We start from the raw sequence: 15,087 nt of genomic DNA, 5'->3' as shown, positions 1-15,087 counted from the left end.
CCATGGCCTACTTCAACTCACGACGATGGAAGATCAACCGCCGACACGTCCTGCGGGGCCTGGGTGCCAGCATGGCGTTGCCACTTCTTCAATGCATGGATCCCAGTCAACTTCTGGCCGAACAAAAAGCGGTCGAAGCCGATGGCAACGCCAAGCCGAAGCGAGCCGTTTTCATTTACGTCCCCAATGGCGTGAATACGCTGACATGGCAGATTCAAAATGCCGGGGCCGAATATGAATTGTCTGGTCCGATGAAATCGCTGGAAGAGCATCGTCAACAGATCACGCCGATCAGTGGACTGCACCATCCCAACGGTTTGGGGCAGGCTCACGAATGCGACAAGATCTGGCTTACCTCGGCAAAGATCAGCCAAGAGGGCGGAGCGTTTCGCAATTCGGTTTCAGCCGATCAACTGATGGCGGAAGCCACGTCGCGACATACGCGTTTTCCTTCGTTAGAACTGGCCGTCACCGGAGGGACGCTGGCCTGGTCGCGTGACGGGATCCCTTTGCCAGCCGAGCGACGCCCGAAAGCGATCTTCGATCGATTGTTCGGCGAAGAAAAAGGTGGCCTCGAAGTCGCCAAGAAGAACCTTAATCGCCGAGGGAGCGTGATCGATGCCATCCTGGAAGATGCCAAAGACTTCCGTGGTAAGATCGGCACCGAAGATCGCAACAAGCTGGACGAGTATCTGCACGCAGTTCGTGACGTCGAGCTTCGTACGCAGCGTTCGTACGATTGGCTGGAAATTCCCAAGCCAGAAGTCGCCGCGGAAACCAAAGCGAAACTGACACGCAACATTCCCAACACCGACGCTGGCGACTTATATCGCACGATTTACGACTTAATGGTCCTGGCGCTGCGTACCGACATGACGCGCGTGATTACCTGCATGAGCGGCAGCGAAAGCAACGGTCTAGCCATTCCTGAGATTGGTGTGGCCCAGACGCGTCACGAGCTTTCGCATCACAATGGTGACCCAGAACAGTTGCGTCGTTTGACCGAAACCGACACGTTCCTTGTTCAGCAATTCTCGTACTTCCTGAATCGTTTGAAGTCTTACCAGGAAGATAACGAAACATTGCTCGACCGTACCATGGTTCTCTTTGGCAGCGGCATGGCTTACGGCCACAGTCACGGAAATGCCAACTTACCAATGGTTCTCGCTGGCGGATCATCGATGGGCTTCCAGCATGGAAAGCATATCGACTTCAATCTGCCGAGCCTCGGTCAATACAACATGGACGAAGCGAAGAAGCATTACCAGGTTTGCTCACGCCCCGTCGACAGCGATGCATTGCTGAGCAACTTGCTGCTGACGATGGTCCAGCGAATGGATGTCCCTGTCGATCGATTCGGCGATAGCCATCGTGTCATGAACGAGTTGTTGGGGTAATTAATGCGATACGTAAAATTAGCTTCGGTATTGCTGCTGGCGTGCGTCGCTTCGCCAGCATTCGCCCAACAAGACTTTCGCACCGATGCCAACAACGACGAAAAGCTTCCCTGGTTTCAAACCGTTCCCGGAGAGTTTCCACCGGAAGGTTCCGCCCATTACTTCTCGGGTGAACTAGTCGGGAAGGATCATATCCATCGAACGGCGACGCTTCGCGTATCGCGTACCGATGCCCAGCGACGCAGCCACTGGGACTTGCCAATCAACATACGGCTCCTTCCTTATGGCTCGCTCTCTTACCATGGTGCGCCTGCGGCGTTGAAGGACATTCCTATCGGAACGCATTTGCATGGCTGGTTCTACGTCAAAGACGAAGGGGAAGAAACGCGTTCTATCTTCTACAACCGCAAAAGCATCGAATCCGATTTCACGAAGGCATTTCGGCTGGAAGATGACTTCTCGTACTACCAAAACAAGAAGCAACTATGGACGGTCGATCGTATCGATCTTGATTCGATGAAACTAACTCTTACGAGTGCCCCCAAGGATCAAAGCGACAGCGAAACTATCGAGCTCGATTTGAATCCGGCAACTCGTGTTTATCTTGGCAAGCAAATTGGTACGCTGAACGATTTAGCACCGGGCCAGAAGGTTTTGTTCAACCTGACTTGGGCGACACTCTACGGGATTGGACGTTGTACGGACTTGTGGCTCGATGAAGAAAGCCGCCAAGTCGCCTCGGGTCAGCAGTTGGCTCAACATCGCCTTCACCAGAAAGACCGAGGCCTGGCTGGTATTATCGACGCCGTTGATAACCAGAAACGCATTCTTACCGTCACACTTTTTGGTGGAGTCGATCCGGCGCTGTTAGACGACCTCCAAGTGAAAGCTTCGGCCGCTGTCGTTGTTAGCGAACCGACGTTGCAAATTTACGATCAAGTCAACGATCGCAAATCTGGCCCGATTCTAAGCAAGACCGATGTCGCTCCTAAGCCGGGGAGCAGCGGAGTGCAAATCCAAGTTCAACCGTCGCTGCTGCTGGAAGGTTATCGACCTGGGCGGATCGTCCGCATTTTTCCTTCCAGCTGGCCAGTCCAAACGCTTCCGGAAGAAGAAACATTGTGGCCAGAACGTGACTAAGCTTTCGAGGTTTAGTCACCCAATGCTCTACTCGGCTTGTTGTACAACGATTAGCTTATCAACGAGAAAAGCCCCGACAATGCGAGGCTTTTCTTCTATTTTGTCTGTGTGGGGAATCACCGCGTAACAGCTACGGCTGCATCTCGATATCGAAGCTATTCTCACCTGCTCCGATGGAAACCGACAACGGTGTCGTCTGATGCGAACGATACTTCTTCGGGATGTTGTCCATCTCTTTCAAAACCATCCCAGGCTCAGAGTTCGGAGGGGGATTGGGGTCGGTAATTTCAGGAGGAAAGACGACGACCTTATATTCGCCCGGTGGCAAGCCTCCCTTATGCGTCGTGGCCAGGTATGTGCCATCCGCTTGAATCTCGGTATCAATCCGCACGCCTGTTTCATAGTTCACGATCGAAACCATCCCGTCATCAAGCGGTGTTCCTTTGTAGGAAACCGTACCAGACAACTTACCCGCGGGATCTGCAGGATCGTTGCACCCCAGAGCCCCCGCAAGAAAAGCGATTCCCAGCAGGGCTCCGATCCATCCTTGTGATAATCCATTGAATTTCATTGGTCTTCAAAACCTTTCAGGAGAAGCGGATAAGTTACGGAATCGTAACGACATTACCGTCGTCTCGATTGGCAAGGTTTCGAAGCAATGCCAGTTGGGTCGTCTCTGGCAAAAAGTGAACGCTTCCGTCGAGGAACAAGAACTGAGCGCCACCAGGATGCTCTGAATTGATTGGGTTATTACAGCGATCGTTCCCCATCGTGGCACCGTTGTAGGTGTTTGTTCCAATCGGCGAAACAATTGTTGTGAAGTTGTAACAGCGACGACTGTGGTCGTGCCCGCTGTACCAGGTATCGGCACCGTTGGGTGATGTCGCATAATTCTTGCCCATCTGGAAACCGCTGTTTCGGCTATTGCGAGCGTCGACAATCGCGCCGCTGCTGTTAAATGTCCGTCCCGAACTCTCGCCGATAAGTAACGTATTGGACGTGCCATCTGTCGCGTCACGGAAACCATGTACCGTATTGGGAACTAGCATGCCCCCACCGCACACAAGCCCCATTTGTGTGTTATTCGGATCGCATGTTGAGTGGCCTTCAGCGCCAGCGATCGGAATGTAGTCGGCGATCACAATGTCGGTCCCTTGCTGATTGGTCACATCCGGCAAAGCGCTCGACGGACAATTGATCCATACCGGATTGAAATCGGCAAATGCTGCACGCGTTGCCGCGGAACTGGTGCTCGTGCTACCCAGCCAGAACCATTGCATCGCAGGAATTCGATCGTAGACATTGCCTGCTTCCATATACGGCAAAATATGAACCCAGGACGAGTTGCCATGTCCAGTCAATCGAAGTGACCCCGGCGGCAACGTGTTGACCGTATCGTGATAGTTATGAAAAGCCAGCCCGACCTGCTTTAGGTTGTTCGAGCACTGCATACGACGAGCAGCCTCACGAGCTTGTTGTACGGCCGGCAATAACAGTGCGATAAGCACTCCGATAATGGCAATCACCACCAGGAGTTCTACTAGGGTGAAACCTCGCTTGAGGTAAGAAAAGCGATAAGACACGGAACCTCTCCCGACAATGAAGCGCCTAGATTTTTGCGATTTTTGTTAATATATTTCAACCAACCTCCTGTTTCAATCCGTAACAAAGCCCCAAAGGTATGCTATCCTCCATAATGCCTTTTGGTCTGGTAACTGAAGTTTCGGATTGTATGCCTACCCTGAGGCACAAGCCGGCCGTCCGATCACCGTGGTATCGATACGCTATATTTTGAAGAATCGCCGGATCGCGCGAAAAGCTTCTCGCGAAACTTCAAGATGTGAAATGACCGATACAAAGTCTGCTGCCATGTTTGCTCGAATTGTCTTCTCGCTTTTCGCCTGTCTTACTGTTCTGCCAACGCTGGCGATTGCGGAAGAATTCCTGGTCGTCTCAGACATTCACTTCAAGCCGTTTGCCGACTTGAACCAGAAGCAGTTTCGAGTGCTGCAAGATCTTCCTGCCGAGCACTGGCCGGAGTTTTTGCTGAAACGAAACGACACACCCAGCCGTCCAGGCAGCGACAGCAATTTTGCTCTCATGAGTTCTGCGTTAGATGCAGCGAAGAAGAGAGTGCCTGATCCAGCGTTTATTCTTTATCCAGGCGACTTTATTGCCCACCATTGGCAAGAGGATTACGACCAACTTGCGGATGAATCGATCGCCGAGAATCCGAAGGCGTATCGCGAATTCACTATGACGGCCATCGAAGTGATCGCCATCGAATTCAAAAAACGTTTTCCGAAGACTCCAGTGATCGCAACACTTGGGAACGATGACTCATTTTGTGGCGACTACTGGATCCAACCCAATGGTGATTTTCTGACCCGTTTCGCCCAGACCTGGCATCCGATGCTTGACGACGCTCTTTCGCAGGAAGCGTTTGAAATGACGTTCAACAAGCTAGGCGTCTATCAGGTCGATATTCCCAAGCTTTCGGCTGACCGCGTGATTGTGCTGAACACGGTGCTCTGGTCAGGCAGCTACTGTACGAATTACTTCTCGCCAAAGAAAAGCAATTGCTGCGAATGCACTAACGGGGGAACTAATCCAGGACACCAGCAGTTGGATTGGCTCGAAGCTGAATTGAAACGAGCTCGAAAACAAAATCGACGTGTTTGGCTACTGATGCATGTTCCCCCAGGCTTGGATAGCTACGCCGAGGAAAAAGCCAACGGGCATAGCTTGGCGGCAGAGATGTGGAAACAAGAGTTCATGACGCGCTACCTGCAATTGATCGAAGAGTATGAGGACATCCTGCATGCTTCGTTCACAGGACACACTCACATGGATGATTACCGTATCGATCAAATTAATGATCATCCAGTCCTACTTCACAAGATTGCTCCGGCAGTGAGCCCGATCTTTGGAAACAATCCTGCTTTTCAAGTCTTTCAAGTTAACCAACAATCGTCCGTCATCGAGAACTGGGAGACGTGTTATCTTCCACTAAGCTCTGTTAAATCGCAGCCAAAATGGCAGCGCGAGTACGACGGTCAGGCGACCTACCAAGTCAATGCACTAACGGCAACGGAGATGACGAAGCTCTTTCGAGATATGCGAGAAAACCCTTCATCGCTTCAAGCATCTGCCTTTCGAAAGCTTTATAGTGTGAGTGCCAATTCGATCGCCTCAAAAGACTTGCCGATATATCTATGCACGGTTTTGAATGCAACGTATGCACAATTCGCTAGGTGCCTGACCGAACATCAACTCGCAAAGCCTACCCAAGCGAAAGAACCGGTCGAGGTTCGCCTGCGTGCCGAATCGCATTCCCAGAAGGCTGCTCAGCAAAACTAAAGTGCTTAGGCTGGACGAACACGACACGCAAAGCACTTGTACGCTTGCTGTCCACTAAGGGTGTCGTAGTGGGAATCGTCTGTTAAATGATTGGCAACTTCGTAGCGAGGAACCCCAAAGACATCGCCCACATCCTGGGAAGGGCCGAAGGTATTGGGAACGAAAATCGTATCAGCGCGAATCCCTTCCCAGAGCAATACCGTTCCGTGGACTGTCCCATGTGGACTTTCGACGGCAATGCGATCTCCCTGCGAAATATCGAGCGCCGCGGCAACGGACGGATGAAGCTGAATCAATCGAACTCCATTGAGCTGTTTTCCGGTTCGTGTCCATTGCGTCATGCCTGCGAAGTGAACCACGCTCGGACGACCGATGATTCCCATCAACGGGTACGCTTCGTGAAGCTTCGTATTGTCGGCGTTTTCGAGCACAGACATTTCGGTCGTAGCATGCCGATGAATGGGATTCACGATCAAACGCTTTCTCTTCGTCAATACAGGATGGTGTCCTGTCACTTCTGGATGAGTGTAGAACTTCGGCAAGGCGTGATGCCCACTCGGAGCAAGCTCGCGTTCGATCGCTTCGGTGTAAACTTCGATCTTTCCAGACGGGGTAAGAAAGCGTTTTCCAGGATGCCCCAACGATGTTGCGGCTTCGTACCATGCAGGGCTATCTGAATACAGCGTACTGACACCGGGATGTGACTCCGCCGGACATGGCCATTGCAATGGCGTGTCGCGGGAACGCATTCGGCTAGCCGTCATTCCGCCCATGCCCGGCGTGTTTTCGACAAACGTTTGCCAAAGGTTTTCATAGTTTCTCCATTCACCAGGAAAGGCTTCGGTCCAGTACGAAGCATCGTGCCTGGTATCCCGTTTGGCAATCTCATGTGCTAAGTCGATCCAAATTTCCCAATCGGGCTTAGATTGTCCCACGCGCGATGCGGCTGCATTCTGCCATCGAATCGCACGATCATCGCGACGCATATAGACGCCATCCATTTCAAGACCGCTACAAACAGGGAGAATGATATCGGCATACCAGGCACTCTCTTCCATGAACAAGCCGGTGTAGACGAAAAACTCGAGCTGCTCGAACGCGGCATGCACTTTGGAAGTACTGGAACTCGAAAGCAGCGGGTTGCCCATCACGATAAGAGCGCGCATGCGATAGGGACGGTCGTGCAAGATCGACTCTGCAAACCAGTCTGGTCCGACAGGCATCGCTGGCACTTCTGTGGGTGGCGTCGGAGTCGACATAGGAGGCAAGTTTAGCCCGCCTGGCCAAGTGTTGTGCATGAAGTTGCAGCCTCCGCCTGGCACCCCCACGTTGCCAGTTATTGCGGCCAGAATCGCTAGAACTCGATACGTATCGAATGCGCTAAGTTGATGAGAGATCCCCGCATTGCAGAAAATCGCTGCAGGTTTGGCCTTCGCGTACTGCTCCGCCAAAGCGCAGATTGCGTCTTCTGGTATGTCGCAAACATCGGCCGCCCACGAGGTCGTGTATCCCTGCACGCGGACATGACTGACCAATTGGTCAAACCCTAACACCCATGACTTCACGAATTTTTTATCGTAGAGATTGTGATCGATGATATGCCGGATCATTCCCCAAACCAGTGCCATGTCGGTATGAGGTTTAGGTGCCAGATGTGTATCGGCGAACGATGTCGTCGGCGTGGTTCGAGGATCAACTACTACCAACTGAGCATTACTTTTATCCCGCTGGCGAAGAAGATGGGCAAACGTAACGGGATGCGTTTCAGCTTGATTCGTCCCAAAGAAAAGGAACATTTCGGAACTGCCGAGATCTTCTTTTCCTGTCGATTCGTCGACACCATATCCGTTGGTAAAATTTCCTAATCCAAATGTCATTGCCAAAGCGTTGCCGCCGGCATCGTTGCATACTGGGCCAACGTCGGTATCGTTCGGGCTCCCCAGCATTTGAAACATTCGATGAATCAGCGAGCCAACCCCTCGAGGCAATCGTCCCGAAGTTCGACTCACGATCGTGTGTGCTGCTCCTTCGTCTCTCAATGAAATCAACTTGTCGGCAATCGCCTCTAGTGCTTCTTGCCAACTGATAGCCTCGAATCGGGAAGTACGATCTCCCTTCTTACCAGCTACTCGACGAAGCGGCGTTTGCAATCTTCGCTCGTTGTAAAGCAGTTCGGTCATCATCGGACCTTTGACACACAGCACGCCATTCTGAACCGGATCCGACTGGACGCCTTGGATGTCGATGACTTGTCCCGCTTTCACGTGGACGTCTAATCCACACAACGAATTGCAGAATTGGCAAGCCGATCGGACAACAGAATCAGCCTGAAGCGCTGGCGATGCGACCGTAAAGTCATACTCGAGGCTTGGCTGTCGAATGGCTTCGGGCTCTTCGGCATTGACGGCGTGTCCGATCGCTCCAAGCCCGGCGGCACCGACAAACGTTCGCTTCAGCCAGTCACGGCGATTTGTATTGAATGAGGGATTGCTCATTCGGGAATGTCCTTTTGCAGGGCAGATTGCAACTCGCTCTTACATTCTTACATACATCAGAATATAGAGCGACAGGCTTACCTACGCAAGGATTTCTATGCGGAAGCCTTATCCAGCTTTGCCGACTCTAAAGATGAATTGACCGCAAGGAACAGATGGAAGCCGCTCGAATCCTTCACCTAGCGTAGATCGGCAAGGGCTTGCACCAGCGTCTGAATATCTTTCTCGGTGGTATAGGCATGGGCAGAAACCCGAATAAATGTGCGGTCTTGCCACCGAATTACAGGAACTTCGATCTGGTGCTGATCGTAGAGCTCCGCTTTCAGTTGGGCGGCATCACGTTGTTTTGCTGTGATATCGATCAACCCCATCTGGAAGAAGTAGGAATCAGGATGCACCCGTTTGATCCCCTCAATTTCAGACGATAACGAGACTGCCTGTCGCACTAAGTCTCGTGCTCGCTGCCGAGCTTCCTCAGTAAAGTGAGCTTTCTGCCAGTCCATGGCGGCGGTTACGGAAAGGTAGGCAGACGGATCGTGCGTGCCCAGCCATTCGTGATATTCGAGGAATTCGTTTTCCCGATGAAACGTCTTCTCAGGGCCCCATCCCCAACCAACAACCAATGGTTCGATCATCGCTTGACGATCTTCGCGAACATAGAACAAGCCAGATCCTTTGGGAGCACACATCCACTTGTGACAAGTGGCCGTGTAAAAATCGGCACCGATTTCATGTAGGTTGATATCGATCTGCCCAGGCGCATGGGCCCCGTCGATCATCGTTAGAATGCCAGCTTCCTGCGCACGTTGGCAAATCTCTTTTACTGGTAATGCCAGCGCCGTCGCAGATGTGATGTGACTGATAAAAATCAGCTTCGTATTCTTTGTCACACCTTTCCAAAAGGTATCAACGATTGCTTCGTTCGATTCCACTGGTAAAGGAATTGCTTGTTCGACAACTCGAAAACCTTTCTTTTCGGCGGCAAATTGAAATGCAAAGCGGCACGCTCCGTACTCATGGTCGGTGATCAACACCTCGTCACCGGAAGAGAGTGGCAAGCAGCGTGCGATCGTGTTCGCCGCAAACGTGGGATTCGGCACAAAGGCAACTTCAGTGGCCGTTGCCCCAAGGTACTCCGCAAGCCGTTTTCGAGCATCGGCGAGCAATCCTGGCAGTTCGCGTTGCAGAAAACGAACCGGTTGTCGCTCTAATCTCATCTGCCATTTCTGGTACTCCTCGATCACCGTTCGTGGACAAGCACCAAACGAACCATGATTGAGAAAGACGACCTCGGGATCGAGAACGAATTCGTTGCTTATCATTCCACGTGACAACCAAAATGCGAAGCGTCGGGCTAAATCTCCAATACCTATAAAGCCACTGTCCTATTTATCATTCCGCGCGGAAAGAGGGGGCAAACAAACTTCGACGTCGGGAAACCGAAAGCCACTTGGTGCATTTGCGTCACACGATTGTCCATCTCCGCCATGCTTACCGAGCTTTTACCTACTCACTTCCTATTACACTGAGAACGAACGCATTTTTTCGCTTTTTTCTGTAACCAGGCACGTTCGTCCGGTAAATACCGTTGGAAAGGACAATCCATGGCGGAATTAAGCCCTACCGAGCAATTCATTCAGTTGCTTACCGAAAATCAGAATCGGCTTTACAGCTACATCTTTTCACTGATTGGAGATCGAAGTCACACAGCCGATGTCCTACAGGAAACGAACTTGGTCCTGTGGCGAAAGATTGATCAATTTGATCCACGCAAGCCATTTCTTCCGTGGGCATTTTCGATCGCTCGTTTTCAAGTGCTGGCCAATCTTCGTGATCGCAAACGAGACCGCATGTTGCTCGACTCCGAATTGGTCGAGTCGTTGTCCGGCGAAGCTGAAGCGATGGCGGGCCAGATTGATTCAATCCGAGAGGCACTGGGACGATGCCTCCAGACGTTGAGTTCTACGAATCGCCAACTGATCCAGCGCCGATATTTCGAGGCCAAAAGCTTAGACGAGATGGCAGAAGACTCGAATCGTTCTTCTGGCGCAATCAAAGTCGCGTTGCTCCGAGTCCGCAAACGCTTGGCCGAGTGCATTCAACACCGATTGACTGCTGAAGGAAACGCATGAATAACGAATTCACCGAACTCGAATCACTGCTGATGGAATGGGAGGCCGGTACCCTTTCCGATGCGGAGACAACTCGGCTTCAAGCGATTCTGAAAGAAAGCCCAGAAGCCAGAAACTATTACCTGCAATGGCAAGCACTGTCGGCCGCGTTTGATGTCGAGTCGGATGCGGTACCTTCCAGCGACATCGATCTAATTGGCCATTCGCTTCCTGTCTCACGGAATCGATTCGTCGTCAAGACGTGGGCGACATTCGCTACGTTTTCCTTGGCTGCTTCTATTTTAGTAGCCGCACTTATAACTTGGTCCATCTTCTCTTCGGGCAACGGCAGTGGTGACAAACACGCTCCGATCGCGAATCAAACTCCTGGTACGGAACGTAAACCTACCCAAGAGGTCACTTCGCAAGGAGTTGCCCTGCTAACACGACTGGTCGACCCGGCTTGGCCGAATTCTAACGCAACTCAGCAAGTAGGCGATGCCCTGAACCCGGGCCCTTTTCGTCTCGATCGTGGCATCGCGCAGATCGAGTTCTTTTGCGGTGCGACAATCGTCCTGGAAGGCCCAGCCGATATTGAATTGCAGTCTTCTAAACAAGCTCGCGTTCGACGCGGAAAAATACGAGCAATCGTTCCGCCTGCAGCACGCGGGTTTTCTCTCGATGCTGAAAAGATCACCGTAGTCGACCTCGGAACGGAATTCGGCATGTCGGTCTCTGCAGATTCGGTCGACATCCAAGTCTTTGATGGAGAAGTAGAGCTTCACCCTGAATCGAAGGCCATTCGACGAATCACAACCGGGCAAAGCGTAACGATGGGGAACAGCGGAGATCTCGCAGATACTCCGATGCAGCCAGATAACTTCATCGGAATTGACGACCTGGAGTCACTTAGCGAGCAACAAGACGATCAACGTTATGCCCGTTGGAAAAGTTGGTCCGATGCGGTGCGGAAAGACACGCGTCTGATTACGTACTATACCTTCGATCAACTCGATGCCTGGCAGCGACGTTTACCGTGCAGCTTGGAGCCTGTGAACCGTGACTTGGATGGGGCTATTATCGGAGCCAAAGTGGTCGAAGGACGCTGGCCAAGCAAGAGCTCGCTCGAATTTAAGCAGCCGGGCGATCGCGTCCGCGTCGATATCCCAGGCGAGTTCAATTCACTTACATTCGCATGCTGGACACGCATCGACAGTTTGGATCGGATGTTCAACTCACTGTTCCTCACCGATTCGTACGACATGGGAGAACCTCACTGGCAGATCCTGGATTCAGGCCAACTTTATTTCTCGGTTCGCCCAGTCGATCGGACTGAGAAAACTGGCCCAAAAGACTTCAAAGCAATTTCTCCCTCGTTTTGGAATCCAACGTTGCAAGGGAAGTGGATTCATCTCGCCGTCACATGCGACTGGGACTCACGAACGATCACCCATTTCATCAATGGCCGTGAGTTCAGTCGGCACATCGTGCCTGCGGAACAAATGCCCTTATCCGCACAGATCGGAGCTGCTTCGATCGGAAACTGGGAACTACCGACGCTTTCTGACACAAAGTTCGTCGTACGTAACCTGAACGGCCGTATCGACGAATTCATGATTTTCTCTTCTGCACTAACGCCCGCCGAAATTCAAGACATCTACGACCATGGCAAACCCTAAGACTTTTATATTTCCTGTTGTGCTGACTCTTGCACTGCTCGGAAGTTGGTTATCGCTGAAGTACGCCGTCGCCGCGGAGCTGCCCCCAACCGAACGAGAACAAGCAGAGAAGCTGTTCACCTTGAAGGTACTCCCTGTCTTACAGTCGAAGTGCTTTGGCTGCCATGGGAGCGATGCCGCTCAGGTACGCGGCGACCTCAATCTTCTGACACGCGAAGAGATGCTTGTTGGCGGTGAATCAGGAGAGCCCTCGTTGGTGCCTGGCAAACCAGAAGAAAGCTCGCTGTATCAAGCCGTCCTGTGGAACGGGTACGAAATGCCCCCGAAGGAAAACGACCGACTTAGTGATGCTCAGATTAAAGACTTGCACAGTTGGATTTCTGCCGGAGCCCCTTGGCCGTCACCCGATCGTCAGCAAGCCATTCGCAGTGCCGAATGGAATGACGAAACCAACGAAGAGGGCCAACTTGTTAGAACAAGCGGTGGCACGTCGGAAGAATGGACCAACCGTCGCTATGCACCGGAGGACCTTTGGGCCTTCCAAAAGCTTCACAGTAAGCAGCATCTTCTACCACAAAACCAAACACTCTCGGATGCTATCGATCATTTCATCTCGAAGAAACTAGCTGAGACCAATTTACCTGTTGCTGAGCAGGCGGAACCACGCGATCTGATTGTCCGTGCAACATGGGATCTGATTGGCCTACCCCCGACGCCCGAAGAGATCGATCGCTTCGAGGCAGACTACTCGCAAAATCAGGAGGTTGCGTGGGAAGAACTCATCGATCGCCTTCTTGAAAACCCTCGCTATGGCGAACACTGGGCTCGTCATTGGCTGGACGTGACGCGATATGCCGACACCGGCGGAATGGCTAACGACTATGAGCGGTCCAACATGTGGCGCTACCGAGATTACGTGATTCGCTCCTTCAACGAAGACAAACCGTACGACGAGTTCGTCGTAGAGCAATTGGCCGGCGATGAACTAGCCGACCAGTCTGTACGCAAGCGAAACGAAGGAAACCAAGACAAAGTAAATCGCGCCCAACAGAATGGCAATTACAACGAACAAGAATCGGAATGGATTATCGCCACTGGTTTCCTAAGGCTTGGCGCATGGGATAACGCGATGATCGAAAAAGAAGAAGCGAGACAAATCTATCTCGACGACCTGGTCAACATCACCGGCCAAGCTTTCCTCGGACAGACGATGCGTTGTTGTAAATGCCACGACCATAAGTTCGATCCGTTACCAACACGCGACTATTACCGAATGTACTCAGCATTCTCGACGACCTATATGGCCGAACGAAACGTGCCATTTCTCCCGGAGGAGAATCAAGACCGATTCACCGAGGAAAAACATCATGTTCAGCAGATGTTGGACTTCGCCGTTCAAGAGAAAACCAAGCTTGTTGAGAAACGGGAAGCTGTCGCCAAGCAGTGGTTTCAAGAACGTAACTTACCGTACAAGAATGAATCGGAACGTCGAAATCTACCAGACGAAGAAAAGCCACCGCGACATTGCGGACTGGATCACGTCGAGCAAGGACAACTTAAAGTTCGAGAGCAGGATGAATGGATCTGGACTCGCCGCCTGGAACGTTTCGAGCCTATGGCGCAAAGCGTTTACAACGACTCGGCGTCTCAGTCGGGGGGAACATTTGCCCGTAAACTTCGGATTAAGCGAACCAAGCCAGCCAAATCCAAACTGGCCCAACATATCTTCATTGGCGGATCTCTAACAGCTTTGGGTGACATCGTTCGACCTGGGGTACTGAGTGCCGTTGGACTTCCAACCAATTCTTCCAGCGAAACGCCTTACCTTGTTTCCTCAGAAATAGATGGCCGTCGACTTGAACTAGCCCGGTGGATTGCTCATCCCGAAAACGGCCTCACTTCCCGAGCTATCGCCAATCGCATCTGGCAATATCATTTCGGCCAAGCGATAGCAGCCAATCCCAATAATCTCGGTGCGAAAGGTGGCAAGCCATCGCACCCAGAATTGCTCGATTACTTAGCAGCGGATTTCGTTGACAACGGCTGGACAATCAAGCGTTTGCATCGCGCCATTATGCTCTCGGATGCCTATCAGCGATCATCAACGCCGAACCCATCGGAAGAACTTGCGAAGCTCGACCCCAACAACCAAATGCTTTCCTATTTCCCACGACGACGACTGAGTGCCGAGGAAATTCGGGACGGCATTCTTTCCATTACCGGCGAGTTGGTCCATTGCGACGGCGGATTGCCTGTCATGCCGGAAATCAATATGGAGGTTGCTCTCCAGCCACGGATGATTCAATTCTCGTTGGCGCCTGCGTATCAACCATCTCGAACACCAGAAGAGAGAAACCGCCGGACAATTTACGCCTATCACGTTCGCGGCCAGGCCGATCCGTTCACAGAACTATTCAATCAACCCAATCCCAACGAATCTTGCGAACTGCGAGAATCGGCGGCGGTTACCCCTCAAGTATTCACACTACTCAACAGCGATACCATGATCGATCGATCGATTGCACTGGCTGTTCGCTTGGAATCCATGGAGGACTCCCTAGACGAGCAAATTGACTTAGCGTTTCGTTTAGTTCTCGCTCGCCATGCAACTGAGGATGAACTCCATCGCCTCTCTCGCTACGTTTCCGATATGCAGAACTATCATGCGAAGTCTCAGCCGCAACCAGTCGCCTACCCTCAAGAGATCACGCGATCGTTGGTGGAAGAGTTCTCAGGCGAGCCCTTTGAATACACCGAAATACTGCCTGCGTTTGAAGAATATCAGTATGACACCAAGCCGGCCGACGTCTCTCCAGATACACGAGCATTGGCCGACCTTTGCTTGCTACTTTTCAACACAAACGAATTCATGTACGTCGACTAAGTGAACTGGAACCGCGCGGAA

General features: G+C 51.9%; 10 protein-coding genes. 6 read left to right on the top strand and 4 right to left on the bottom strand.

The window, feature by feature from the left end; translation table 11 throughout:
• Nucleotides 1-2 precede the first annotated feature (2 nt).
• Both LA756_RS25285 and LA756_RS25280 read left to right on the top strand, forming a co-directional pair.
• Nucleotides 3-1,397 (top strand): DUF1552 domain-containing protein, encoded by a 1,395-nt coding sequence (locus LA756_RS25285; protein WP_224437499.1) that lies wholly within the window; start codon nucleotides 3-5, stop codon nucleotides 1,395-1,397.
• A 3-nt stretch (nucleotides 1,398-1,400) separates the two neighbouring features.
• Nucleotides 1,401-2,537 (top strand): hypothetical protein, encoded by a 1,137-nt coding sequence (locus LA756_RS25280; protein WP_224437498.1) that lies wholly within the window; start codon nucleotides 1,401-1,403, stop codon nucleotides 2,535-2,537.
• Nucleotides 2,538-2,667: 130 nt separating this feature from the next.
• On the opposite strand, the gene LA756_RS25275 is transcribed toward LA756_RS25280, so the two are convergent.
• Complete coding sequence (locus tag LA756_RS25275) at nucleotides 2,668-3,108, bottom strand: carboxypeptidase-like regulatory domain-containing protein (protein WP_224437497.1); 441 nt, start codon at nucleotides 3,106-3,108, stop codon at nucleotides 2,668-2,670.
• Between the two features lie 34 nt (nucleotides 3,109-3,142).
• Nucleotides 3,143-4,120 carry a DUF1559 domain-containing protein gene (locus LA756_RS25270; protein ID WP_224437496.1) on the bottom strand — a complete coding sequence of 326 codons (978 nt, stop codon included), beginning with the start codon at nucleotides 4,118-4,120 and terminating at the stop codon, nucleotides 3,143-3,145.
• Nucleotides 4,121-4,382: 262 nt separating this feature from the next.
• Here LA756_RS25270 and LA756_RS25265 point away from each other — a divergent pair, with 262 nt between their 5' ends.
• Complete coding sequence (locus LA756_RS25265; protein ID WP_224437495.1) at nucleotides 4,383-5,897, top strand: metallophosphoesterase; 1,515 nt, start codon at nucleotides 4,383-4,385, stop codon at nucleotides 5,895-5,897.
• Nucleotides 5,898-5,902: 5 nt separating this feature from the next.
• On the opposite strand, the gene LA756_RS25260 is transcribed toward LA756_RS25265, so the two are convergent.
• Both LA756_RS25260 and LA756_RS25255 read right to left on the bottom strand, forming a co-directional pair.
• Nucleotides 5,903-8,392, bottom strand: a complete 2,490-nt coding sequence (locus LA756_RS25260) for a molybdopterin-dependent oxidoreductase (RefSeq protein WP_224437494.1) — start codon at nucleotides 8,390-8,392, stop codon at nucleotides 5,903-5,905.
• A gap of 179 nt (nucleotides 8,393-8,571) precedes the next feature.
• Nucleotides 8,572-9,714 (bottom strand): aminotransferase class V-fold PLP-dependent enzyme, encoded by a 1,143-nt coding sequence (locus LA756_RS25255; protein ID WP_224437493.1) that lies wholly within the window; start codon nucleotides 9,712-9,714, stop codon nucleotides 8,572-8,574.
• A 282-nt stretch (nucleotides 9,715-9,996) separates the two neighbouring features.
• Between LA756_RS25255 and LA756_RS25250 the strand changes: the two genes are divergently transcribed.
• Genes LA756_RS25250 through LA756_RS25240 form a run of 3 tightly spaced genes read left to right on the top strand, consistent with a single transcriptional unit; the run spans nucleotide 9,997 to nucleotide 15,066 of the window.
• Nucleotides 9,997-10,524 carry a sigma-70 family RNA polymerase sigma factor gene (locus tag LA756_RS25250; RefSeq protein ID WP_224437492.1) on the top strand — a complete coding sequence of 176 codons (528 nt, stop codon included), beginning with the start codon at nucleotides 9,997-9,999 and terminating at the stop codon, nucleotides 10,522-10,524.
• Nucleotides 10,521-12,182 carry a LamG-like jellyroll fold domain-containing protein gene (locus LA756_RS25245; RefSeq protein ID WP_224437491.1) on the top strand — a complete coding sequence of 554 codons (1,662 nt, stop codon included), beginning with the start codon at nucleotides 10,521-10,523 and terminating at the stop codon, nucleotides 12,180-12,182. The genes LA756_RS25250 and LA756_RS25245 overlap by 4 nt, the downstream gene beginning before the upstream one ends.
• Entirely contained in the window at nucleotides 12,169-15,066 is a 2,898-nt protein-coding gene (locus LA756_RS25240) for a DUF1553 domain-containing protein (protein WP_224437490.1), read from the top strand. The genes LA756_RS25245 and LA756_RS25240 overlap by 14 nt, the downstream gene beginning before the upstream one ends.
• Nucleotides 15,067-15,087: the final 21 nt, after the last annotated feature.

The organism is Bremerella sp. TYQ1 (assembly GCF_020150455.1).
GTDB lineage: Bacteria > Planctomycetota > Planctomycetia > Pirellulales > Pirellulaceae > Bremerella > Bremerella volcania_A.
Note: the sequence above shows the minus strand (reverse complement) of the source record. Positions and strands in the feature narration are given on the sequence as shown.

Coding starts and splice junctions, on each gene's coding strand:
- LA756_RS25285 (WP_224437499.1), top strand. CDS start 3: ATGGCCTACTTCAACTCACGACGATGGAAGATCAACCGCCGACACGTC.
- LA756_RS25245 (WP_224437491.1), top strand. CDS start 10,521: ATGAATAACGAATTCACCGAACTCGAATCACTGCTGATGGAATGGGAG.
- LA756_RS25250 (WP_224437492.1), top strand. CDS start 9,997: ATGGCGGAATTAAGCCCTACCGAGCAATTCATTCAGTTGCTTACCGAA.
- LA756_RS25260 (WP_224437494.1), bottom strand. CDS start 8,392: ATGAGCAATCCCTCATTCAATACAAATCGCCGTGACTGGCTGAAGCGA.
- LA756_RS25265 (WP_224437495.1), top strand. CDS start 4,383: ATGACCGATACAAAGTCTGCTGCCATGTTTGCTCGAATTGTCTTCTCG.
- LA756_RS25240 (WP_224437490.1), top strand. CDS start 12,169: ATGGCAAACCCTAAGACTTTTATATTTCCTGTTGTGCTGACTCTTGCA.
- LA756_RS25280 (WP_224437498.1), top strand. CDS start 1,401: ATGCGATACGTAAAATTAGCTTCGGTATTGCTGCTGGCGTGCGTCGCT.
- LA756_RS25255 (WP_224437493.1), bottom strand. CDS start 9,714: ATGATAAGCAACGAATTCGTTCTCGATCCCGAGGTCGTCTTTCTCAAT.
- LA756_RS25275 (WP_224437497.1), bottom strand. CDS start 3,108: ATGAAATTCAATGGATTATCACAAGGATGGATCGGAGCCCTGCTGGGA.